This is a genomic window from Paracraurococcus lichenis, from assembly GCF_030657435.1.
Lineage (GTDB): Bacteria > Pseudomonadota > Alphaproteobacteria > Acetobacterales > Acetobacteraceae > Paracraurococcus > Paracraurococcus lichenis.
Genome location: NZ_JAUTWS010000052.1, coordinates 1 through 23273, shown reverse-complemented (window position 1 = coordinate 23273; position 23273 = coordinate 1). Strand labels below are relative to the sequence as shown.

At 69.1% G+C, this 23273-nt stretch carries 19 protein-coding genes and 1 pseudogene; 2 read left to right on the top strand and 18 right to left on the bottom strand.

Annotation, left to right across the window (positions count from 1 at the left end):
* Positions 1 to 30: 30 nt before the first annotated feature.
* From Q7A36_RS29960 to Q7A36_RS29945, 4 genes are all read right to left on the bottom strand, one after another.
* A complete protein-coding gene (locus Q7A36_RS29960) occupies positions 31 to 1719 on the bottom strand; it encodes a dipeptide ABC transporter ATP-binding protein (RefSeq protein WP_305107456.1) in 1689 nt (562 codons plus the stop codon).
* Positions 1716 to 2561 (bottom strand): ABC transporter permease, encoded by an 846-nt coding sequence (locus tag Q7A36_RS29955; RefSeq protein WP_305107455.1) that lies wholly within the window; start codon positions 2559 to 2561, stop codon positions 1716 to 1718. The genes Q7A36_RS29960 and Q7A36_RS29955 overlap by 4 nt, the downstream gene beginning before the upstream one ends.
* Positions 2558 to 2788, bottom strand: a complete 231-nt coding sequence (locus Q7A36_RS29950; protein ID WP_370655724.1) for an ABC transporter permease subunit — start codon at positions 2786 to 2788, stop codon at positions 2558 to 2560. The genes Q7A36_RS29955 and Q7A36_RS29950 overlap by 4 nt, the downstream gene beginning before the upstream one ends.
* A gap of 72 nt (positions 2789 to 2860) precedes the next feature.
* Positions 2861 to 5839 carry a Tn3 family transposase gene (locus Q7A36_RS29945; protein WP_305107454.1) on the bottom strand — a complete coding sequence of 993 codons (2979 nt, stop codon included), beginning with the start codon at positions 5837 to 5839 and terminating at the stop codon, positions 2861 to 2863.
* 112 nt (positions 5840 to 5951) lie between these two features.
* Between Q7A36_RS29945 and Q7A36_RS29940 the strand changes: the two genes are divergently transcribed.
* Positions 5952 to 6548, top strand: a complete 597-nt coding sequence (locus tag Q7A36_RS29940; RefSeq protein ID WP_456306829.1) for a recombinase family protein — start codon at positions 5952 to 5954, stop codon at positions 6546 to 6548.
* A 16-nt stretch (positions 6549 to 6564) separates the two neighbouring features.
* On the opposite strand, the gene Q7A36_RS29935 is transcribed toward Q7A36_RS29940, so the two are convergent.
* Both Q7A36_RS29935 and Q7A36_RS29930 read right to left on the bottom strand, forming a co-directional pair.
* On the bottom strand, positions 6565 to 7182 hold the full coding sequence (locus Q7A36_RS29935; protein WP_305107453.1) for a LysE family translocator: 618 nt from the start codon (positions 7180 to 7182) through the stop codon (positions 6565 to 6567).
* 396 nt (positions 7183 to 7578) lie between these two features.
* Positions 7579 to 8493, bottom strand: coding sequence for a LysR family transcriptional regulator (locus tag Q7A36_RS29930; protein ID WP_305107452.1), 915 nt, complete (start codon positions 8491 to 8493; stop codon positions 7579 to 7581).
* A gap of 141 nt (positions 8494 to 8634) precedes the next feature.
* Between Q7A36_RS29930 and Q7A36_RS29925 the strand changes: the two genes are divergently transcribed.
* Positions 8635 to 9615, top strand: a complete 981-nt coding sequence (locus Q7A36_RS29925; RefSeq protein ID WP_305107451.1) for a Bug family tripartite tricarboxylate transporter substrate binding protein — start codon at positions 8635 to 8637, stop codon at positions 9613 to 9615.
* Positions 9616 to 9724: 109 nt separating this feature from the next.
* Here the strand turns inward: Q7A36_RS29925 and Q7A36_RS29920 are convergent, their stop codons facing one another.
* The 12 genes and pseudogenes from Q7A36_RS29920 to Q7A36_RS29870 all read right to left on the bottom strand — a co-directional run bounded on the left by Q7A36_RS29920 (position 9725) and on the right by Q7A36_RS29870 (position 23109).
* The gene (locus Q7A36_RS29920; protein WP_305107450.1) at positions 9725 to 10540 is read right to left on the bottom strand and encodes an ABC transporter permease; all 816 of its coding nucleotides are present in this window, start codon (positions 10538 to 10540) and stop codon (positions 9725 to 9727) included.
* A complete protein-coding gene (locus Q7A36_RS29915; protein WP_305107449.1) occupies positions 10541 to 12154 on the bottom strand; it encodes an ABC transporter substrate-binding protein in 1614 nt (537 codons plus the stop codon).
* A 94-nt stretch (positions 12155 to 12248) separates the two neighbouring features.
* Positions 12249 to 13961, bottom strand: coding sequence for a hydantoinase B/oxoprolinase family protein (locus Q7A36_RS29910; RefSeq protein WP_305107448.1), 1713 nt, complete (start codon positions 13959 to 13961; stop codon positions 12249 to 12251).
* 4 nt (positions 13962 to 13965) lie between these two features.
* Positions 13966 to 16038 (bottom strand): hydantoinase/oxoprolinase family protein, encoded by a 2073-nt coding sequence (locus Q7A36_RS29905; protein ID WP_305107447.1) that lies wholly within the window; start codon positions 16036 to 16038, stop codon positions 13966 to 13968.
* A 261-nt stretch (positions 16039 to 16299) separates the two neighbouring features.
* A complete protein-coding gene (locus tag Q7A36_RS41695; RefSeq protein ID WP_370655725.1) occupies positions 16300 to 16515 on the bottom strand; it encodes a hypothetical protein in 216 nt (71 codons plus the stop codon).
* A 62-nt stretch (positions 16516 to 16577) separates the two neighbouring features.
* Complete coding sequence (locus Q7A36_RS29900) at positions 16578 to 17279, bottom strand: IS1595 family transposase (RefSeq protein ID WP_305107446.1); 702 nt, start codon at positions 17277 to 17279, stop codon at positions 16578 to 16580.
* Positions 17280 to 17766: 487 nt separating this feature from the next.
* Positions 17767 to 18552: pseudogene (locus tag Q7A36_RS29895) on the bottom strand (Hsp70 family protein); the annotation flags it as partial.
* 164 nt (positions 18553 to 18716) lie between these two features.
* Positions 18717 to 19706: an Hsp70 family protein gene (locus tag Q7A36_RS29890; RefSeq protein WP_305107445.1), complete on the bottom strand. Its 990-nt coding sequence runs from the start codon at positions 19704 to 19706 to the stop codon at positions 18717 to 18719.
* The gene (grpE, locus tag Q7A36_RS29885) at positions 19703 to 20377 is read right to left on the bottom strand and encodes a nucleotide exchange factor GrpE (protein ID WP_305107444.1); all 675 of its coding nucleotides are present in this window, start codon (positions 20375 to 20377) and stop codon (positions 19703 to 19705) included. The genes Q7A36_RS29890 and grpE overlap by 4 nt, the downstream gene beginning before the upstream one ends.
* A complete protein-coding gene (locus tag Q7A36_RS29880; RefSeq protein ID WP_305107443.1) occupies positions 20367 to 20726 on the bottom strand; it encodes a J domain-containing protein in 360 nt (119 codons plus the stop codon). The genes grpE and Q7A36_RS29880 overlap by 11 nt, the downstream gene beginning before the upstream one ends.
* On the bottom strand, positions 20723 to 20995 hold the full coding sequence (locus tag Q7A36_RS29875; protein ID WP_305107442.1) for a hypothetical protein: 273 nt from the start codon (positions 20993 to 20995) through the stop codon (positions 20723 to 20725). Before Q7A36_RS29875 ends, Q7A36_RS29880 begins: the two co-directional genes overlap by 4 nt.
* A gap of 74 nt (positions 20996 to 21069) precedes the next feature.
* Positions 21070 to 23109, bottom strand: a complete 2040-nt coding sequence (locus Q7A36_RS29870) for a tetratricopeptide repeat protein (protein WP_305107441.1) — start codon at positions 23107 to 23109, stop codon at positions 21070 to 21072.
* Positions 23110 to 23273 lie beyond the last annotated feature (164 nt).

The following is a 23273-nucleotide window of genomic DNA, read 5'->3' as shown; positions in this document are numbered from 1 at the left end:
CCCGGGACATGCCGGGCTGCAGGGACGGCGTCAGGCTGGGTGCGGACCTGGCGCGAAATGCGGGATGGCGTCCAGCAGCAGCCGCGTGTAGTCGGCTTGCGGGGCGCGGAACAGCGCCTCGCTCGGACCTTCCTCCACCACCCGGCCGCGCTGCAGGACGATGGTGCGTTCGCACATCATCCGAACCACGTTGAGGTCATGGCTGACGAACAGGAAGGCCAGCCCTTCCTCCCGCCGCAGGTCGTCGAGCAGCCGCAGGATCACCGCCTGGACCGAGACATCGAGCGCCGCGGTCGGCTCGTCCAGCACCAGCAGGCGCGGGCGCAACGCGATGGCGCGGGCGATGCCGACGCGTGCCTTCTGCCCGCCCGAGAGCTGGTGCGGGAAGCGGGACAGCAGCGCCTCCGGCAGCTCGGCGCGGGCCGCGCATTCCTCGACCCGCGCCCGCAGCGCCGCGGTCCGGCCGAAGCCGCCCAGGCGGAGCAGCGGATGGGCGATGCAGTCGAAGGCGGTGAAGCGCGGGTTCAGGCTCTCATGCGGGTCCTGGAAGACGATCTGGATGTCCCGCCGCAGCGGCGAGCCGTGGAAGTCGCGGGAGGCGATGCCGCCGACATCCTGGCCGTCAAAGCGGATCTCCCCCGCGCTCGCATCCACCAGCCGGCAGATCAGGCGGGCGATGGTGCTCTTGCCCGAGCCGGATTCGCCGACAAGGCCGACGCTCTCCCCCGCCCCGATGCCGAAGGACACGCCGTCCACCGCGGTGACGCGCGGACCGTAGCGCTTCACCAGGCCGCGCACCTCCAGCAGCGGGCCGGCGGGCTTCGGCCGCGGCGGGGCGGGAACGGGTCGCGCGCCCTCCCGCGGCGCCAAGTCGGCGATGCAGGAATGCCGGGTGGGGGAGGCGGCGACGAGGCGCCGCGTGTAGGGATGCGCCGGCGCGCCGAACAGCGCCGCCGGCGGCCCGCGCTCCACCACCTGCCCCGCCTCCATCACCGCGATGCGGCCGCAATGCTGCGCGGCCAGGCCGAGGTCGTGGGTGATGAGGATCATGGCCAGCCCGCGTTCCGCCACCAGTCCCGCAAGCAGGTCCATCACCGCCTTCTGGGTGGTGACGTCGAGCCCGGTGGTGGGTTCGTCCGCGATCAGCAGCGCCGGCTCGCAGGCGATGGCCATGGCGATCATCACGCGCTGGCACATGCCGCCCGAGAGCTCGTGCGGATAGGCGTCGAGGCGATGCTCCGGGTCCCGGATGCGGACGGCCCGCAGCAGCTCCAGCGCACGCGCCCGTGCCTCCCCGCCCGACAGGTCCGCATGGGCGCGCAGCGCGTCGGCGATCTGCCGGCCGACGCTGCGGATGGGGTTCAGCGCCGTGCGCGGGTTCTGGAAGACCATGGACATGGCACTGCCACGTAGGCTTCGCAGCTCGCCTTGCCTGGCGCCGGTAATGTCCTGGCCGCGGAAGCGGATGTGTCCCCGGGTGATCCGCCCGGCGCGGTCCAGCAGGCGCGTGACGGCGAAGGCGGTGACGGACTTGCCCGAGCCGCTCTCGCCCACGATGCCAAGCGTCTCGCCGGCGGCGAGCGAGAGCGAGACGCCGCGCACCGCCTCCACCACGCCCTGGCGGGTGGGGAAGGCGACGTGCAGGGCCTCGATCTCGAGCAGCGGCGGCGCGGACGCCGGGGCCGCGGCGGCGCGCGCCGCCTCCAATACGGCGTTCATGTCCGCATCCGCGGGTCGAGCAGGTCGCGCAGCCCATCGCCCAGCAGGTTGAAGCACAGCACGGTCAGCATCAGGGCGAGGCCGGGCATGGCCACCAGCCACCATTTGCCGGTGGTGATGAAACGCGCGCCTTCCGCCACCATGATCCCCCATTCCGGAGTCGGCGCGGTGACGCCCAGGCCGATAAAGGACAGCCCCGCCGCATTCAGGATGGCCCAGCCGAGGTTGAGCGAGATCTGAACCGCCATCGCCGGCAGCACGTTCGGCAACAGGAAGCGCAGCACGACCGAGAGATGGCTGTCGCCGCAGGCCCGCGCCGCCTCGACCCAGCCCAGGTCGCGGCGGATGTTCACCTCGGCGCGGGCGAAGCGGATGTAGAAGGGCAGGTTGATCACGGCGGTGGCGAGGATGATGTTCTCCACGCGATTGCCCAGCGCCGCCACAATCGCCATCGCAAGCACGAAGAGCGGGAAGGCCATCAGCACGTCCACCACGCGCCCGACCGCCCGGTCCACCGGGCCGCCGGCATAGCCGCACCAGGCGCCAATGACGGCGCCGACCGCGAAGGACAGGCCGACAGCCGAGGCGGCGATGGCGAGGTCGAGCCGCGCCGCCGCCAGCAGCCGGCTGAAGATGTCCCGCCCGAGCTGGTCCGTGCCCGCCCAATGGTCCCAATCCGGCGACTGCAGCGCCTGCGGCACGTTCGACGCGATAGGGTCGTAGGGCATGATCCATGGCGCAAGACCGGCCAGCAGGACGAGGAGGGTGGCGCCGGCTGCCGCGAGCGCCGTGACCGGGTTGCCGCGCAGCACCCAGCCGGCATGGCGCACCGTGGCGCTCATGCAACCGTCGCCCTGGGGTCGGCCAGGCCATAGAGCAGGTCCACGGTCAGGTTCACCAGCACGAAGATCGAGGCCATGAGCAACACGAAGCCCTGCACCGGCGCGTAGTCCGAGGCCAGCAGCGCATCCAGCGCGTAGGAGGCGACGCCGGGCCAGGAAAAGACCTTCTCCACGAGCACATTGGCGCCGAGCATGGTGGAGAAGACGATGCCGGCGATGGTCAGCACCGGGATTAGCCCATTGGGGGTCAGGACACGAAAGTGCGCTGAGTGTCCGGTTCGCGCAAACGGATCCGGAATCTACGCCGCCAGGAGCGAGGGCCTGTCGCGCAGTGGCCTGAGGGCTCCGGCGATGGGCTGGGCCTCGGCGGCCCAAACGTAGTCGCCGGTGAGGCCGATATGCTCCCAGCCGAGCGGGGCGACGTGGCGGACCAGATCGGGCGTGACGACCTGGCCGCGGGCACGAAGCGCGTCGAAGACGGCCTGCAGGTATCGGGTGTTCCAGAGGATGATGGCCGCGACGAGCAGGTTCAGCCCGGAGGCGCGGTAGGCCTGGTTCTCGAAGGAGCGGTCGCGCAACTCGCCGAGGCGGTGGAAGAAGACCGCGCGGGTGAGCGCGTTGCGGGCCTCCCCCTTGTTCAATCCGGCGTTGGCGCGCCGACGGAGATCGCTGCTGCGGAGCCAGTCGAGGGTGAACAGCGTCCGCTCCAGGCGGCCGATCTCGCGCAGCGCCACCGCGAGGCCGTTCTGGCGCGGGTACGCGGCGAGACGACGCAGCACGTCGGAGGCGGCGACTTGGCCGGAGCCGACCGAGACGGCGAGCCGTAGCGCCTCGTCCCAGTGGGCCCGGAGGTGCTCGGTGTCGATGGTGCCGCCCATCATGCTGGAGAAGGCTTCCGGCACCGCCATCCCGCGGAAGGCGTAGAGCCGGCGGTCCTTCAGGTCGCGCAGGCGCGGCGCGAAGCGGATGCCGAGCAGCGCGAAGAGGCCGAAGACCTGGTCGGTCGCGCCGCCGGTGTCGGTGTAGTGCTCGGCGAAGCGCAGGCCAGTGCCGTGGCGCAGCAAGCCGTCGAGCACGTGCGGCGCCTCGGAGGCAGTCGCGGCGATGACCTTCGTGTGGAACGGCCCGAACTGGTCGGAGATGTGGGTGTAGAAGGCGACGCCGGGCTCGTTGCCGTGCCTGGCGTTGACGTCGCCGACCGCCTCGCCGCGGCCACCGGCGCGGAAGAACTGCCCGTCCGAGCTGGAGGTGGTGCCGTTACCCCAGGCGGCGGCGAGCGGCAGGGCGCGGTGCGCCTCGATCAGCCGGGCGAGAGCCGCCGCGTAGCACTCCTCGCGGACGTGCCAGTCGTGGGTCCAGGCGAGCTGGCGGAGCGTCGGGCCGCGGCAGGATTCCGCCATGCGTGTGAGGCCGAGGTTGATGCCGTCGGCCAGCACCGCGGTCAGGAGCGCGGCCCGGTCGGGTGCGGGCCGGCCGCTGCGCGCATGGGTGAAGCACTCGGAGAAGCTGGTCCAGCCGTCCACCTCCAGCAGCAGGTCGGTGATGCGGATCCGCGGGAGGAGGGCGTAGGCATCGGCCGCGAACCGCCTGGCCTCGGGCGGCGTCTCCGCTCGGATCGGCGTGATGCGCAACCCGTCCTCGTCGAGCGTGGCGTCGGGCAGCCGGCCGGCCCCGGCGAGCGCCGCGACCTCGGCTATGGCCGTTTCCAAGGCTTCTCGTCTCGATGCGAGGTGGGCCTCGATGTCCTCCGCCACGCCGACCGGCAGCGGCCCCTCCGCGCGCAGCGCGGCGAAGGTGGGACGCGGCAGGAGGAGATCCTCGAAGTTGCGGTAGCGCCGGCTGCCACGCACCCATACGTCGCCGGCGCGGAGCCGGTCGCGGAGTTCGGAGAGGACGCAGACCTCCCAGGCCCGGCGGTCCGGCTTGCCGTCGGTGCCGATCACGAAGGGCCGCCAAGCACGCCGGATGAATCCCGTCGGCGCGTCATCCGGCAGGGTGCGTCGGTCGGTGGCGTCCATCTCGCGCATCACCGCCAATGCCTTGCGCAGGCCTGCGGTGCCGGCGGCGCCCTCGAAGTCGAACGCCTCCAGCAGCGCCGGGGCGAAGCGCCGGATCGCCGGCCAGCGGCCGACCAGGTCGGCGCGCATGTCGACCGCCTCTGGCCGGGCGAGGTCCTCCACCTCGGCCACGGCGCGCAGGAACGGCGCCCAGCCCACCGCCTGCTCGACGGCCTCCGCCGCGTCCGTCCCACCCTCGCGGGCGGCGATCACGGCCCGGCCGGCGCGGGCGAGCAGGCGGAGGTGGACCTGCGCGTCCCGTAGCGCGCCGGCGGCGCCCTCCGTGGTGCCCTGCTCGGCGCGGCGCGACAGGGTGCCCATGAGCTTGTCGAACATCAGCAGCGCGGCGTCGGTCAGCTCCGCCTCGAGCCGCAGGACGGCGGCGGCGAGGGTTGCGCCCCGCCGCGGCTGAGCCAGGTCGCGCAGGTGCTGCGCCGTCATGCGCAGGCCCTCGCCGGCGAGGGCGTCGAAGGCGACCGGCGGCACTGCGGCCTCCCGGCTCCGCTCGATGCCAAGCGCCCGCACGGCGCGCAGGCGCTCGACCAGGCCGTGCAGGTTGGCCGCCGCGGGCGAGACGGACGCGCCGCGCAGCCAGGCCAGGCGTGACGGTCCGGTGTCGGGTGTGGCCACCAGCAGCCCGTCCAGCGCGGCAAGCCGCGCTGCATCGATCCCGTCGGTCAGGGCGCGGTGCACGACCCGCTCGGCCCGGGCGCGGGCCTCCTGGATCAGTCCCTCCAGCACGCCGGGCGTGGGCATTAGGATGCGCCGACGACGGAGCTCCTCGATCAGCGTCGTGGCGAGTTCCGCCGGTGTGCGGCGCGAGCCGGCTACCGTGTTCAGCCATCCGCCGATCACGCGCGCCTCGGTGCGGCCGAAGTTCCGGAAGCCGCCGCGGCGCATCAACTCGGCCAGATGCTCGCGCCGGCTCTGCGGACGGAGGCGGTAGACCTCCAATGCCGCCGGGTCGGCGTCGACCTGTCGGGCGACGTAGGCGACCATTGGTGCGGGCGGTGCCTCGCCCGCCTCCAGCGCGCGGCCGGGATGCCGCAGGACAAGCAGCAGCAGTGCGTAGGCCAGCCGGTTGTGCGGGCTGCGCTTGGCCGCGACGAGAGCGAGATCGTCGGGGGTGAGGGTGCAGTGCCGCACCACCTCCAGTTCCTCGGTCGGCAGCGCGAACACCCCGGCCCAGAACGCATCACCCAGCAATCGCCGCCTCGCCATCCGAGCCTCCCACAAAGGGCCGGCACGCTACGGGCGGCTGTCCGGCAAACGAACCCCAGCCGGCCAGCCCTACACTGTCCGGCAGCCCTGGCACAGGGACGGGAAAGCGGACATGCTCCATTCCGGACGGCAAGGCGGACAGGAGGCGGCCGTGGCGGCGGTCGGCTACGCCCGGGTGAGCACGGCGGACCAGGATCTGGCGCTGCAGCTCGACGCCCTCGCCGCCGCAGGCTGCACCAAGGTATTCGAGGACCGCGCCTCCGGCGCCCGCGCCGACCGGCCCGGGCTGCGCGCCGCGCTCGATTACCTGCGGGATGGCGACGTGCTGGTCACCTGGAAGCTCGACCGCCTCGGCCGGAGCCTGCCGCACCTGATCGAGACCGTGGCGGCGCTGGAGCGGCGCGGGGTGGGGTTCCGGTCGCTTACCGAGGTGATCGACACCACCACGCCCGGCGGCCGGCTGGTGTTCCACCTGTTCGCCGCCCTCGGGCAGTTCGAACGCGACCTGATCCGCGAACGCACACGCGCAGGTCTCGCCGCCGCCGCGGCGCGAGGGCAGACCGGCGGCCGCCGGCCTGTCGTCAACGAGGAGAAGCTGCGCCGCGCCCGCGAGCATATCACCAGAGGCCTCACGGTGCGGGAGGCGGCGGCGCGCCTAAAGGTTGGCAAGACCGCGCTCTATGAGGCTCTGAAGGCGGGTTTGGCCTGAGGTCCGGCGTCGGCCGTCAAATCCCGAGAACGTGGCTCAGCGACAGTGCCGCGAAGCCGGCCATACCCGTGGCCGCCACGCGGTTGATGCCCCGCAGGAGGCTGGCACTGAGCTGCCCCCGCAAGGCGGACGTCGCGGCGCTGAGCACGATCCACCAACCGACCGATCCAGCGAACACGCCGAGGAGCACCGTCGAGACCGCCGGGCCAAGTAGCGGCTCCGGACCGATGACGGCGCCGACGGCACCGACCAGGAGCACGAGCAGCATCGGGTTCAGGCAGTTGAAGGCAACCGCGGAGCCGTAATTCCGGATGACGGAATCCGCATCCGATCGGGAGCCGGTTCCGAGGCTGCGCGACAGGGTCCGCCACGCGAAGAGCAGCATCAGCCCCGCCGAGATGGTGCTCATGAGCGGGCGATGGATCGCCAGGAACGGCCCGATCTGCTGCAGGCCGAGCAGGACCGCGCTGGCATAGGCCACGGTGACGGTGCTCGCGCCCGCACCCGTGCTGATGCCGGCCTTGATGCCGGCGTTCAGGGTGCGGTTGATGCACAGGATGGCCATGGGCCCGACGGGCGCGGCGATGGACAAGCCGATCACGACGCCGGAGGCCAGGGTGGACGAGCCGACCATAGGTGAACTCCTGTTCGATTGCGCGCGTGCTGTCCCGCCCGCAACCGCGCGGCGGCTGCGTTCTCGGCGGAGGTCTTGCGGATCTGTCCGGGGCTGGGCCGCTAGGCGGGCCTGGTGCGGGCCGACCGGATCACGGGGCGGTACCCGCCCGACCGCAACGCGCGATCTGAAGTGTTCATGTCCGATCCCCGTCCTTGCCGTGGCGGCCTTCCCGGCCACGCAGGGGACAATAGGTTTCGCGCCGCCATTCGAGCAATTGCATGCTGCGCGCGAAATCCATATGCAGAGAATATGGCGCAATGGCCTGCGGCAGCGCCGGCGTGCCCGGACCGAGGTGGTGCAGGCCGCCGCGCTTCGCGGGTTCTGCGGCCGGTTCGGTGCGCGTCTCGCCCGTCCCTACGACGTCGCGTCGGTGTCCTTGGCCCGCTGCCTGACCAGCCTCAAGAAGTGCCTGACCACGGGCGAGGGATCGGCACGGCGCGACGCGACCGTCAGCGCAACCGTCGGCTGCGCCGCACCCTTCAGCTGGAGGTACGCCACACCCTCCATGCCCATGCGCCGCATCGATGCGGGGACGAGCGACACGCCGAACCCCGCGGCGACGAGGCCCAGGGCCGAGGTGACGCGGGGCGCCTCCTGGCCGAGACGGGGGCTGAAGCCCGCCCGGTGGCAGGCCGCCAGCAGGGCCTCGTAGATCGCCGGCCCGTGCTGGCGCGCGTACACGATGAAGGTCTCGCCGGCGAGTTCCTTCATGGAGAGCGCCCCGTGACCGCTCAGGGCCAAGCTGTGCGCGGACGGCAGCGCCACCGCCATCGGCTCTTCCAGGAGGGGATGGATGACGAGGCCCTCCGGGGCAGGGATGGACGCCCGCAGGAAGGCGACGTCCATCCGTCCGTCCTGCAGGCGCTCGATGGCCTCCGTCCTGAGGCACTCGTCCAGCGTCACCGACACCAGCGGGAAAGCCTCCCGAAACGCCCGGATCGCGCCGGGCACGAAGGGGTGGAACGGGCCTGTCGGGGGCACGCCCACGCAGAGGCGGCCCTGCTCGCCCCGCGCGGCGCGGCGTGCCGTCTCGGTGGCCTGGCCGACGCGGGCGAGGATGGCGCGGGCGTCGTCGAGCAGGCAGCGCCCGGCCTCGGTCATCTCGACCCCGCGTGGCTTGCGGCGGAACAGCTGCACGCCGAGCTCGGTCTCGAGCGCCTTGATCTGCTGGCTGAGCGGCGGCTGCTGCATGCCGAGCCGCTCGGCGGCACGGGTGATGTGCCCCTCCTCGGCGACTGCGACGAAGTACCTGAGGTGCCGGAGCTCCATGCCATATCCGGGAGATATGAGAATCGCCTCGACCTCATGATGGCTCGTCTGCCCCGTCGGCGCTAGCTTGCCCCGCCGACACGAGGCCGGCGGCCGGATCGGTCCGTGCGCCGCGCCTCCCCGACCGCGAGGAGCATCACGATGAACCGTCTCCGTCGGGATTTCCTGTGCCGGGTGGCGGGCGCCGCCGCCCTCCCGCTCCTGCCCCATGCCGCCCAGGCGCAGCCCTACCCGTCGCGTCCGGTACGCCTGGTGATCGGCTTCGCCCCGGGAGGGCCGATGGACATCGTGGCCCGCCTCCTGGGTCAGTGGCTTGCGGAGCGGCTCGGCCAACCCTTCGTCGTCGAGAACCGCCCGGGGGCGGGCGGCAACATTGGCACCGAGGCCGTCGTGAGGGCACCGGCGGACGGCCACACGCTCCTGCTCTGCGGCCCGGTGAACACCATCAACACGACGCTCTACGGCGACCGGCTCGGTTTCGACTTCGCCCGCGACATTGCGCCGGTCGCCGGCGTCGTCCGTGTGCCGCTGGTCATGGAGGTGCATCCGTCGGTGCCCACCGCGACGGCCTCCGAGTTTGTCGCCTACGCCAAAGCCAATCCGGGAAAGATCGAGATGGCCTCCGCCGGAAACGGGACGCCGCAGCACGTCGCTGGCGAGCTGTTCAAGATGATGGCCGGCGTGGACCTACTGCACGTGCCGTACCGCGGATCGGGACCCGCCCTAGCCGACCTCCTGGGCGGGCGGGTGCAGGTGATGTTCGACGCCATGCCCTCCTCTATCGGGCACATCCGCGCCGGCCGGCTGCGCCCGCTGGCGGTGACGACCGCGGCGCGCTCGGAGGCGCTGCCGGACGTCCCTGTCCTGGCCGACTTCGTGTCAGGCTACGAGGCGAGTTCATGGTACGGCATTGTCGCGCCACGGGGCACGCCCGCCGCCGTCGTCGATCGCCTCAACGTCGAGATCAACGCGGGCCTTGTGGACCCTGGTCTGCGAGCGCGGCTCGCCGAGCTCGGCGGGATGGCGATGCCGGGCACGCCCGCGGAACTCGACGGTCTCATTGCCGGGGAGACCATGAAATGGGCTGAGGTGATCCGGGCGGCCAACATAACGGTGGAGTAGAGGCGATCTGCCCGACGCTCAGCCCGAACCCGGTGCGCTCAGGCCACTGCAGGACAGGCCATCGCTGCTGGATGCCTGAGTTCCGGCTCCGTTCGCGCAAGCCGGACACTCAGCGCACTTTCGTGTCCGCACCCCCATTGCGCAGCCCGTAGACGAGGATGACCATTGCCTCCGACAGGCCGAGCGATCGCGCGGTGCGAATGAAGTCGCTGCCCAGCACCGCCAGCATGGAAGCCCGCGTCATGCGTGCCAGCGGCGCCAGGACGAACAGCGCCATGGTGGCGGCCGGCAGGACCAGCTGGCTGGCCGCCGCCCACCAGCCCTCCCAGTCGCGCACCAACGCGAAATCCACCAGCAGGAAGCCGGTGATCTCGGGCGGGGAACTCGCAAAGATGTTGATGCGGCCGGTCGGGTCGGGCGCGATGCCCAGCAGGACGTAGAACACATAGATCAGCAGGAGGCCGGAGACGAAGGTCGGCACGCAGACGCCAATGGTGCAGACCAGCCGCACCGCATGGTCCAGCAGCGAGCCCGGCCGCAGCGCGGCCAGGATGCCGAGCGGCAGGGCGAACGACAGCGCCAGCACCAGCGCGCAGAAGGTCAGCTCGAGCGAGGCCGGCAGGCGGCGCGTCAGGTCCGCCACCACCGGCTGGCCGGTGGTCAGAGACCGCCCGAGATTGCCGCGAGCGATGTCGTCGAGATAGCGGACGAGTTGCACCGGGATGGGCTGATCGAGGCCCAGCTCCTTCCGCAGCGCGTCGATCTCCTCCTGCCCCGCGCTGGGGCCGGAGGCGAAGAACACCGCCGGGTCGCCCGGCAGCACCCGCATCAGCAGGAATGTCAGCACCACCACGCCGAACAGTGCGGGCAGGGAGGCGAGCAGCCGTCCCCCCACCCGCCGCCCGGCGCTGCGCAGCGCGCGCATTCAGGCGCGGCTCAGGTCGCGGAAGTCAACCTGCCGGTGGTACTGATAGGTGAAGTCCTCGATGGTCCGCGCCATCACCGCGTCGAAATTCGGCTGCCAGAGGAAGAGCTCTGGCACCTCCTGCGCCAGTATGCCGACCATGCGGCGGCACATCGCCTCGTACTTCACCGGGTCGCGCTCGAACTGCGCCGCCTCGGTCAGCGTGTTGATCTCCGGGTTGTTGTAGTTGCTGAAATTCCAGCGCTGGTCGCGGGTGAAATACAGCCGGAGATAGTAGTCCGTCTCTGGCAGCCAGGCGGTGGCGCCGTCCACGAACATCGGCAGCCGCTTCTCCGCCTGGGCGGTGTTGAACTGGGCGTCCGGCATCTTCTGCAGCTCGACCTGGATGCCGATCCGCGCCAGCGCTTCCTTCAGCAGCGCCGCCAGCGGCTCCATTGCCGCGGCCAGGCCGGCGCTGAAGCTGAAGGTGGTGCGGAAGCCGTCGGGGAAGCCGGCCTCGGTCAGCAACTGCTTCGCCCGCGCCAGGTCGGTGTGCTGCGGCATCGGGCGGGGAAAGCTGGCATCGGGCGGCAGCTCGCTCCACTCCCCGCCATACAGCCTGGCGCCGCGGCCGAAGATGGAAGCCTGGAACATGTCCTCATAGGGCATGGCCGCGCCGATCGCCTGGCGGACCTTGACGTTGTCGAAGGGCGCCATGCGGGTGTTGAAGGCGATGTGGGTGAAGCCATTGGCGATCGGCGTCGAGAAGACCTTTACCCGGCCGCGCTGCTGCAGTGCCGGCACGTCGCTGGCCAGCAGGTCGATCGAGAGGTCGGCGTCGCCGCGCTCCAGCAGGCTGGCGCGGGTCGCGGCCTCCGGCACGGTCTGGGCAATGATCCGGCGGAAGAAGGGCAGTTTTCGTTCGGGCCCGTTCCGCCAAGCCTCGCTGCGGCGGAGGACGAGCTGCTCGCCGGGCTTGAAGGCTTCCACCGTGTAGGCGCCGCCGCCCGCGGTGTTCTCCTTCATCCATTGCTGCGCCCAGGGATCCGCGGCCGTGGCGTGCTGCCTGGCCAGCCGGCTGTTGATCATGATCACATAGGGCACGGCCAGGTTCATCAGCCCGCGGCGGTCGGGCTTCGCCAGCACCGCCTCCACCGTCATCGGGTCCAGCACGCGGAACTGCTCGGGGCTCACCCAGTTGCTGATCTGCAGCTGGCTCTTCGCCAGCGAGTTGGCCGAGACGTGGCGGTCCAGCGACCATTTCACGTCCTCGGCAGTCACAGGACTTCCGTCATGCCACTTGGCATCACGGCGCAGCCGGAACCTGAAGCGCGTGCCGTCGGGGGAGACGCTGTAGCTCTCGGCCAGCTCGCCGCGGATATTGGTGTGGTCGAAGATGTGCCCGCCGGGTACGGGTTTCCTGCCGAAGGCGACCAGCCGGTCATAGAGCTGCATGCCGATGCCGAAGGATTCGCGCGTCGCGCCCGGCATGGTCAGGTCCAGCGTATTGATGGTGTTGCCGGTGATCTGCCGCAGCGTCTCGGCGCGCGACTGCGCCTCCGCATCCCGCGGCATCACCGCCGCGGCCGCCGCCCCTGCCAGGCCCTGTAGGCCCGTCCGCCGTCCGATCAGCATCTCGCCATCCTCGCCCCGTTCCCGAGCGTGATGGCGTCCCGTCCCCGGAGGGCCCCTTTGGCGGAGCCCTGTTCTTTTGCGGCGCAGGCTAGCCTCAGGCGGCGCCGCGACCAAGCCCCCCGTAGTCCCGCGCCGCCGCCTCCGGCGTCACATAGCCATCCGCCAGGTCGTCCCGCAGCGCCTGGGAGTCGCGGCCGGCGGGCGGGCCGAAGCCGCCCGACCCCGGCGCCTCCACCGTCACCACCGATCCGGCCGGGGCAGTGAAGGCGCCCTTGCCGGGCAGCGGGCGGCGCGTGCCGTCCGCCAGGGCGATCCACAACCGCGCGTTGCTGCCGGGCCGGCCGCCGGCCTGGCCGAAGGGTGGCGTCACCGCGCGCTCGAAGCACATGGCGCCGCGCAGCTCATGCCCCAGCACGCGCCAGGACCGCCGCACGCCGAGCCCGCCCCGGAAGGTGCCGGCGCCGCCGCTGTCCGGCACCAGGGCGTATTCTTCGACGCGCAGCGGCGCGCTCATCTCCAGCACCTCGATAGGCGTGTTCAGCATGTTGCTGATCACGGCGGAGACGGCGTTGATCCCGTCCTTCACCGGGCGTGCCCCGAAGCCGCCCTTGGTGCTCTCGTAGCTCACGAAGCGCTGGCCGGTCCGGTAGTCGAGGCCGCCGAAGGTGGTGATGCCGCTGGTGCCCTGGGAACCCGCCAGAACGCGGTCCGGCGTGATGGCGTGCATGGCGGCGAAGACCATCTCCGAGACGCGGTGCGACATCTCGTGGTTGGCATAGACGACGGGGGAGGGTTCCTGCGCGTTCACCACGCTGCCCGGCGGCGCCGTGACCGTCACCGGCCTCCAGCAGCCGCTGTTGGGCGGGATCAGGCTGTTCGGGTCCAGGATCATCTTCAGCGCGGCATAGACGCCGGAGGCGGTGACGCTGAGCGGCGCATTCATCGGCCCCGGCACCGCAGGGTCGGAGCCCGCGAAATCGGCGGTGATCGTGTCGCCGCGCTTGCACAGCGCCAGTTCTAGCCGGAAGGTCCGGTCCGCCATGTCGCCCTGCTCGATCACGCCGTCGCCGTCGATGATGTCCTCGAACCCCGCCTCGCCGTCGGGCAGGGCGGCCAGGGCCTGGCGCATCATGGCCTCGGAATAGTCCAGCACGGCGTCCATGATGCGCAGCAGCGCGTCCGTGCCGTATCTGCGGGCGAGGCCCAGCATGCGCTCCACCGCGCGGCGGTTGGCCGCGACCTGGGCGCGGATATCGCCCAGCCGCTCCGCCGGGGTGCGGACATTGGCCAGGATGATGGCCTCCACCGCCGGGTCCGGCGCCCCATTGCGGTACAGGCGCACCGGCGGCAGGCGCAGGCCCTCGCCATAGATCTCCGTCACCGCGCCGTAGCTGCCGGGCGTCGCGCTGCCGATGTCGGGCCAATGCGCGCGGACGCAGCCGAAGCCCAGCAGCCGCCCCTCGTGGAAGGCCGGCATCACCACGTTCACGTCCGGCAGGTGCGATCCGCCGCGATAGGGATCGTTGTGGATGAAGACATCACCCGGCGCGACATCGGGGAAGGCGCGGGCCACGCTGCCGACGGCATCGGGCATGGACCCGAGATGGATCGGGAGGTCCGGCCCCTGCGCCACCATCTCCCCGCGCGCGTTGAAGATGCCGCAGGAATAGTCGCCGGCCACCTTCAGCAGCGGCGAATAGGCGGTCTTGGCAAGGACGATCTTCATCTCCTCGGCCGCCGAGAGGAGGGCGTTCTTCACCACCTCGAAGCGGGCGGGATCGATGCCGTGCAGGGCGGGATGCGCCATGGCGTCAGCCCTCCCGCCGCAGGCGCAGCATGCCGTGCTCCGCGACCCGGGCGGCCCAGCCCGGCGGAACGACGGTGGTGCTGTCCAGCGCCTCGATCACCGCCGGGCCGGCGATGGCGGCGCCGGGCGCGAGCCCTTCGCGCCACAGGATGCGCGTGGGGTGCGGGGCGCCGTCGAACCAGGCGGTGCGCCGGCCTTCGCGCGCTGCGCCGGGGCGCGAGGCCTGCGCCAGCGCCAGCCCCGGTTGCCGGCCGAGCGCGGTGAGGCGCAGGTTCACCATCTGCACCGCCTCCGTCTCGTTCGCATGGCCATAGGTCTGGGCGTGCTTTGCGTAAAAGGCGGCGGCCAGGGCGCGCAGCGTCCTGGCCGTCACTGGCCCGTCCTGCATCGGCACCGTCAGCTCGTAGGCCTGCCGGCCATATCGGCAATCGGCTTGGCGGATCAGCACGCGGCGTTCCGCCGCCACGCCGGCGGCGTCCAGCATGGCCAGCCCCTCCGCCTCCATCGCCGCGACCGCATCGGCGACGCGGCCGGGCGGCACCGTGTCCAGCGGAGCATAGAGCGTGCGCGCGAAGTCGCGCCGCAGGTCGGTCGCGACCAGGCCGAGGGCCGAGAAAGCGCCGGGCGCGGGCGGCACCACCACCTCCGGCACCTGCAGCTCCTCCGCAAGGAACGCGGCATGGACGGGGCCGGCGCCCCCGAATGTCATCAGGCTGAACTCGCGCGGGTCGTGGCCGCGCTCGATCGAGACGATGCGCAGCGCATCGCACATGTTGGCATTCACCACCTCGACGATGCGCGATGCCGCCGCCTGCACCGTCAGACCCAGCGGTCCGGCGACATGCATGGCCACCGCGCGCTCCGCCGCCGCGCGGTCCAGCGCCAGGCGGCCATCCAGCAGCGCGCCGCCGTCGAGATAGCCGAGCAGGATGTCGGCATCCGTCACCGTCGGCCACGTGCCGCCGCGGCCATAGGCGGCCGGGCCCGGCATGGCGCCGGCGCTGTGCGGGCCGACCTTCAACGCGCCGCCCGGGTCCACCCAGGCGATGCTGCCGCCGCCCGCGCTCACCTCCGCCAGGTCCACCACCGGCACGCGGATGGGGTGGCCGGTGCCGGCGATGAAGCGCTTGCCGTTGACCCCGCCGCCCACCTCGTAGTCCGCCGTGACCGTGACCTCGCCATCCGCGATGATGCTGGCCTTGGCGGTGGTGCCGCCCATGTCGAAGGACAGGATGTTGGGCAGGCCGAGCTGCCGGCCGACCAGCGCGGCGGCGACCACGCCGGCGGCCGGCCCGCTCTCCACGATGGCGGCCGGCATGCGCAGGCATTCCGCCACGTCCAGCACGCCGCCGCCACTGCCCATGACATGCAGCGGCGGCAGGCCGAGCGCGCCGGTCGCCGCCTGCAGCCGCGCGAGATAGCCTTCCAGCAGCGGGCCGACATAGGCGCAGACCGCGGTAGTGCTGGCGCGCTCGTATTCCCGGATCTCCGGCAGGACCTCGCAGGAGAGGAAGACCCGCAGGCCCGGAAATGCCGCCCGCAGCATCTCGCCGAGGCGCCGTTCATGCGCGTCGTTCAGGAAGGAGAACAGCAGGGAGACGCCGACCGTCTCGGCACCGGAGGCGCGGATCGCCTCGACCAGCGCCGGCACCTCCGCCTCGGCCAGCGGCGTCACCACCTGCCCCTGGGCGTCGATCCGTTCCGTGATCTCGAAGCGGCGGCGGCGCGGGATCAGTACGCTCGGCCCGTCCTGGAACAGGTCGTAGAGATCGGCGCGGGCGCTGCGGCGCAGTTCCAGGATGTCGCGGAAGCCGCGCGTCGAGACGAAGGCGGCGGTCGCCCCCCTGTGCTCCAGGAGCGCATTGGTGACGACGGTGGTGGCGTGGGAGAGCAGTGTGACCGCGTCCGCCGCGATGCCGTTCGCCGCCATGCCCTGCCGCAGCCCGTCCAGCACGCCCTGGCCGAAATCCGGCGGCGTGGTCAGCAGCTTGGCGACCGCGATGCGGCCGGTCGCCTCCTCCACCATGGCGACGTCGGTGAAGGTGCCGCCGATGTCGACGCCGATGCGCCAGGCCATGCGCTCAGCCCTCCCCGCAAAGCCGGACGCGCAGCGCCATCCTGCTATCCCCCGTCGAGCCGCCGAGTTTCCCCGGTCGGCCTTGCGGGGTCAAGCGGGGGGCCGGTGCGTCGGTTGTGTTGCAAAGTCTGCGACGAGCCGTGGGCGGTCGTGAACGGCCGCGACAGAGCCTGATCAGGCGGCGACCTGGAACAGCTCGGCGACGGGTTTTGTCAGAACTCGTGCCAGACCCGACGACGTGACGCGAAAGCTACAGTCAGCTTACGCCGCTTCGAGAATGGCGAGCATACTGGTAGCGCGACGGAGGTGAAGCAGGCGACGGCGGCGGGCAGAGACGTATTGGTTGTGGCGAGTGCAGGGGCGGAGTAAGTTGCGGAGCTCGTCGTAGCTTCGACAGAACCGCTCTGCTGACGCGAAGCTCTTGAAGCCCCGCATACATCGCGTGCGCCCTTTGACGCCCCGGTGGTCTTGCTCCAGTCGATTATTTTATGCGCAGTTCGACTTGGGTGTTGGGCGGCCACGGCAGGCTGCCCGCCGAACTACGCCAGCGCCCGATCCAGCAGCGCCTTTCCGGTGAAGCCTTCGTGCAGCATCGCCCGGTGCCAGCCGAGGTAGTTGCCGAGATACCGGGTCGCCACGCCACGGCAGCGCCCGTTCACCAGCGCTTTGATCTGGCCGTGATGCGCGTTCACCCGCCCAAGCCCGAGGCGACCCTTTTGCCGCCGCTTGGTTGGCAGCGGAGCGACCTTCACCGTCACAGGCGTGGTGGTCGGCACCACCACTCGGCGATGCTCGGCGCCCGCTTTCACCGCTGCCTTCACATAGGCCGCCGTGCCGTCGGAGCAGACCACCGACCCTGGTGCGATCCGGCCGTCCAGCGTCGTCTCGATCGCTGTCAGCGATGGCAGGATCGCTTCGTAAACCCCGCCCGCATTGTCCAGGGCGGTCAGCACCGGCACCTGCTCATCCGAGAGGCCTCGCTTGGTGGTGCCCCAGGCACGCGGGCGCGCGGCGCGGGGCTCGGGTGGCCTGCCCTTCACCCATCCTCGGTGCCCCTTGCAGGAGCGCACGAAGAACGTCTCATCGGCCTCGATCACCCCAGAGAGGGTTGCCGTATTGTCCTGCGCGGCAGCCTTGAGGAAGCGGTGACGCCAGCGCCAGACGGTCGTGTGGTTCACGCCGATCCCGGCCTCTACGATCTTTCTGACCGAACGGTGGTCCGTCATGTAGGACAGGGGCATTGTCAACCCGTGCCGTCTCGGAACAAAAATTCGCAACGATGCGTCGCCGCCACGGAGGGTGAACGCAGCCTTTTTGCCGCCTCCAGCGCTGAGGGCGACATAATCCGGCGCTCATTCCGATGTGCGTTCGCCAAGTTGACAATCCCTTTCGGAGGACGCCCGAGCATAGAACGCTGCTCGGATCGGGATCGCGAAACGTGACCGCATCGAGGAGCTGCTAAGGTAGTTCGGTATCAGTGCCTCGAATTTTCGAGCTCACAAGCTGCCACAAGTGCTGCGCTTCTGGTGTTCCGCGCAACATCAGAGCGCGCTGCAACAGCCGCGAGGCGGTCTCAGTATCATCCTTCATGAGCCGGTCGATCGCTGCCCCGACCAGCATTTGGCCTTCGCGCATCACGCGCTGCGCCAAATGCAGTTCTGCCCGACAGCGTCGGCAGGTTTCTGAACCATTCAGCATGGCACGGCATAGCGGGCATCGCTCCATCAATCAGGTCTTAAGATAAAACAGCAGATCTTGCAACTGACCTCGTGCGGTCTCCAGGCGGGTACCATCACCGTCGCTGCGGGCGGCATGGATTGCCTCGATCAGATCGATGATCTCGGTCCGGTCTTCCTCTCCCGCTTCGTCCAGCTTCGCCCGTGCCCTAGCCAACAGGAACTCGAGCTCGGTGTCGGAGGTTGCGCCGCCCCCGCCGGCTTTTGTCTGTTCAGCGAACAGCGCACCCACCTTCTGCCTGGCCGCCTCGAGCTGAGCGTCGTCGTAGCGCGATATTGCATTGTTGATTATGATCCGGCGCTCAAGGCCGGTGATCTTTTCGCGCGCCGTAACCTGCAGAATACCATCGCGGTCGAGCGCGAGCTCGACGATGACGGGGTTGCCCGCCGGTGCTTTGCTCAGGTCGGTAACCTGGAATTCGCCAATCTGTACGTTCTCCAGCGCGTCTTGGTTCTCGCCCTGGAAGATCCGCAGCTCGACACTCTGCTGTTGATCATGGATTGTGAAGACTACCTCGCTGCGCCGTACTGGGATGGGTGTGTTCTTGCCAATAATCGGCACGAAAGTGTATGGATAGAGTTCACCGTCCAGCTCACCAATTGCACTGGTGCCGAAGGTGTAGGGTGTGACATCCACCAGAACCGCGGAAACATCCGTCCCGGTTATCGCAGCGCCCTGGATTGCCGCTCCCATAGCTACGCATAGATCTGGATCAACCTCACCCCGGGGATCCATGGCGAACACCTCGGCAAGTCGCCTCCGCACCAAGGGCGTGCGGGTCGCGCCGCCTCAGGGATCCCCTCATTCTATACTGCTTTTTGCTTACCGGCCACCTGCTTCAACTTGCTCAAGCTGATTCTGTTCTTTCAGCAGCGCGGCTTCACCGTGAGATAATCGATTTGGTGGCGACGGCCCTTCTTCGACCTCTGAACGCATGATGGCTAACGTGCTGATTTGCCAGGATTAAAATGAGGGGATCCTTGAGTCGCGCCGCCGACCAGCAGGATCTCGTCTACTTGCGACGAGGCCAGCCCCGCCGCTTCAAGCGCGATGTGTACCGCGCCGAGCGTCTCCTCGATGAACGGCGTGATCATGTCCTCGTAATCGGACCGGCTCAGTTCCAGATCAAGATGGACCGGCGTCCCGCTCCGCTCAGCAATGTATTCTTCAGAGATCCGGGTAAACGCGTGGTCGGACAGTCGCTTTTTGGCCTCCTCCGCAGCGCGTTGGATGCGCGCCATTGCTCGCGGCTGATCGGAGACGTCCACGTCATGCTTGAGCTTGAGGTGCTCAAGCACGTGCTCGACGAGTTTGTGGTCGAAGTCGTCACCGCCGAGATGGTTGTTGCCATGGCTGGAGATCACCTCCACCACGCCGTCCTCGATCCGCACGACTGAGACGTCGAAGGTTCCGCCGCCGAGATCGTAGACGAGAATGCGCTTACCCTGATGCTGTCCTGCCTCATAGACGAGCGCGGCGGCGGTCGGCTCGTTTATAATGCGCGCCACCTCCAGTCCGGCAATCTCGCCCGCCTCGCGCGTCGCCTGCCGTTGGGCATCGGAAAAGTAAGCGGGAACTGTGATCACTGCCCGCCGAATTGCTCGACCGAGCCGTTGCTCGGCGATCTCCTTGAGGCGAGACAGGATGATGGCCGAGACTTCCTGCGGCGTATACTCGCGTTCGCCCAGCCGAACCCGCTCCTCGCTTCCCATGCGCCGCTTGATTGAACGGATCGTCCGCTCGGGATAGAGCAGGAACTGATTGCGCGCCGCCTCGCCGACCAGCAACTCGCCGCTCTCGGAAAGCCCGACTACTGAGGGGAGGATGAGCTTTCCCTGTTCGTCGCCGAGTACCGCCGGTCGACCATCGCGATAGAGCGCAATCTCCGAGTTCGTAGTGCCGAGATCGATGCCTACAATCTCTTCCGTCATGACGCTGCTTCCTCGTTTGCCGTGGGCCGGCTCACGATGACCTCGGCCGTGCGTAGCACTGCGCCCTCCCAGACAAAGCCAGCGCGTATCTCCTCGACCACGGTGCCCGCGGGCGCCCTGTGGTCCGGTACGGTACCGACGGCTCGCGCAAGCCGCGGATCCATCGACCGACCGAGTGACTGTATTGCTTCAACGCCACGGTCTCGCAGAACCTGATCCAGACGTTGCAAGGTGAGACGCAGGCCTTCCTGCCAAGCCTGCCCCTGCACGGCCTGGCGGCGCCAAAGCCGTTCGGGCCAATGGGGCAGTTGGTCGCCTGACATCGCCAGGGCCGCGACGAGGCGGTCTCGGAGATCGATGACGTCGAGCAGCAGCGGTCGCAGCGTGGCGCGGCGCATTTCTCGCGCCTCCTCGCGGGTCCGGTCCAGCTCACGCTGTGCCGTGGCATGGCTCACCTGCAGGGTGTCGAAGGCACTGCGGAACTGATCCAATGCCTCCTTGACCAGCCGTGCCTCGGTCCGCACTTCCGTTCGCAGCCCGGCGAGCTCGACAAACAATGAGAATAGATCAGCTGTCTGTTCTTGTTCCGCAATTGGCTCTGACCCGGCCTCCGCCGCGTCAAGCCACGCACTGAAGCGTTCAAGCAGCGCCCGCTTGTGGCTATCGTTCACCGTGATCCCGGTCCCTTGCAGAAAGGTTCTGATCCGCGACGGCACGCTGCACCCCCTCGGTCAGGACCGCCCGCGTCGTCTTGACAGACGCGTGCGCCAAGGTCGACGGCGCGGTCTGCAGGGCCGCCAAGCGAAGACGTGTCAATGCCGCCTCGTTGGTCCGCAGCAGCATTGCCGCGAGCCGCTTTCGTTCGTCGCTGAGCGCCTCATAGGCGGCGCGGAGCTTCTGGAACTCTTCTGGCGCGCGGTCGGGCGAATGCTCACGCACGAGCGCCAGGTAACGACGACGGATCTCCACATCACTCGTATCCTCAGCTACGCCGAGGACGCTGAACGGATCGTGACTCATGCGCGCCCGCGATGCTGAGGGCGGTGCCGCGGTGGTGCGGCGCCAGCCATCGTGCGTGCCACCACCGTCTCGGCCAGTGCTCGCAATAGTGGCTCTGGCATCGGCGGTCCGAAGGCAGTGTCACGGAACTGCTCTTCCAGAAACATGACGGCGGCCTCCTGCCCAAACTCTCTGACCATGGAGCGTAGACCATCGGCTGCGCCTTTCGGCATGCCTTGCATCAGGGTCTCAGCCAATGTCACAATCGCCTCTGCATCAAACGTCTCCATCGGTTCGCTGCGCCGGCGCCGCCGGGCTGGCCGGTTCTGGAGTCCTCCACTCAGGAAACGCTCAATACGATTGGCTAAGTGGAATTTGTGGGCGAGCGTCGCAGGGCGGTACGCGCGTAGGTTGCCAGCAGGTCATAGGCAGCGAAGCGAGCAAAGACCTCGGCCAGAGCCTGGAACTCGTCTGACCGCCAGTCGATCCTGGCACCGCGTTCGAACCAGGCGCGCAAGCCCAGCAGTAGGCTGGCCACGATCTTCGTGTTCTCGGCAGCTTCGGGTTGCCCAAGGTCTGCAACAACGGCCATGATGTCCTCTCGGGACGGCGACGTTTCCCGCACCGCGGCGAGCTCCTGGCGCAACTTGCCAGTATGCACGCTTTCGACCCGCATCAGCTCAGCCTCAAGGACTGCCCGGAACCAACCAGGCACGCCGCCGCCGGTGCGCGCTACACCGTCGCGTAGTCGCGCCTCGGCCGGCTGTCCCTCGCCGCCCTGTAGCCCGGCCAACCCCTGCGCAATCCATAGCAACGCGTCTGGAGCTTCCGGTCGCTCCCACTCGGCTGCTGTCCTGAGATCCTTGATGGCCAAGTCAGGACGCTTTGCGCGGATCTGCTTACGGGCGTGCGCAATCTGGAGTCGAATCATGTGACGGCGCACACCGGCATTGATTGGGTCGATGGCCAGCAAGCGTCGAGCATAGCCAGTGGCCTTGCGATACGCCTTGCGCGCTACCGCAGCTTCGGTCGCTTGCTGCAGAACTGACCTATTATCCGGAAAACGCTGCGCCGCCCCTTCAGCTAATTGGTGCCAGTCCTTGTCTCGCGCCTCTGATCGGTAGCGCTCCATCAGCGCGAGAACGGCGGGCACATAGTCCGGGTCTGCCTTGCAGCTGCGCTCCAGATAGGTGGTGGCCGGATCATCGTAGGAGTCTTCGGGAACGCCCTCAATCTCCAGGTGCTTCGCAGCAAGGTCGGCAAGGTGGCGCAGAATCACGCCCCGCATCAGGCTTGCTCGCGGGTCTTCATCTCGGATTGCATCGATGGCTCGGTTCCAAAACGTCTCGGCCTTGCGCCATTCGCCGCGGGCCTCGGCCGCCAGGGCATGGACACGCTGACGCTCCAGAGCTGTCAGAGGCCCAAAGGTCTTCTCAAATTGCGGCAAGCGGTCAGGAAGCTGCGGCAACAGATTGAGGCAGGCGCTCCGGACCTCTGTTTGCGGCAGGCTGCTCTGTCTCAGGAGAAAGGAAAACAGCGGCCCAGCACCGCCGCGCTCCGCCTCTGCCGAGCCGGTCAGGAACTGCGCCGCCGGGCCAGATAGTCCGCGCAGCTCTGCGGCAAAGGCCTGCTGTGCCGGCGTCAGTCGGTCCCATGCCCTTGCATCTATCGCCTCGCCAATTGCTGCCTCAGTGGCGTCCCGCAGGCCGGCAAAAGCAGAGGTCCGGGCAATCCCTTGCAACAGCTGCCTTGAGCGATTCGCCTCCTGTGGTCCGCCCAGTATGGCTTTGAGCAGCAGCCGAACCGGCCGAAACGCCGAGCGTAGAGAGATTCGGCTTAAATGCAGCTCCACCTCCTCGGCCGGAGCGCCATGCGCCCATGTCTCTAAGGCTCGGCGAGAGGCAGCGGCGACTTCGAGCCAACGAGTGCGCTCGGATGAGCCCGACCGAATGAGGTCGGGATGCGGTGGCGTCGCCATCATCAGTGCGGCCGTCAGATCCTCCAGAGCATCGCGCTGGTCCTCCGGCACGGCCGTGGGCTGGCCGACATACAAGAGCGCGTGCACTGCTGCTTTCGACTGTTGGCCGTTGTGGATCAGGCATTTCAGGTAGAGAAGAGGGTCTCCTAGCGTTCCATCTGCGGATGCGGTGTTCTCCAGCACAATGGCGGCTTCCTTGAACATCCCCTTGGCCGCCAGCGCACGTGCGCGGCCTCGATAGGCCGTGACGAGAAGCCGCTGCCACTCGGGCCGCGGCTCCTGGCGAACCACAGTTTTGAGCAGTTCTACCGCCTCCTTGAACCGGTCCTGTCGCAGAGCTTCAGCAGCTTGGGCAAGACGGGCCTCAAGCACGAGCGCCGGCACCGGATTGCGCTGCGACGAGTTTTTCAATGCGTCATGCTCCATCGCGCGGCATGGACAGGTGTCTCGGCGCCTTCATCGGAAGTATCAGGGGCACCGTCAAGGCGGGCAGATCCTGCTAAAGGGAACCGCATGTGACGGGAAATCGAAATGAATCTTCCAACTGGCAAGCCGCTCTATGTCGGCGAGAGCATGCGAAGCCGTGGGAT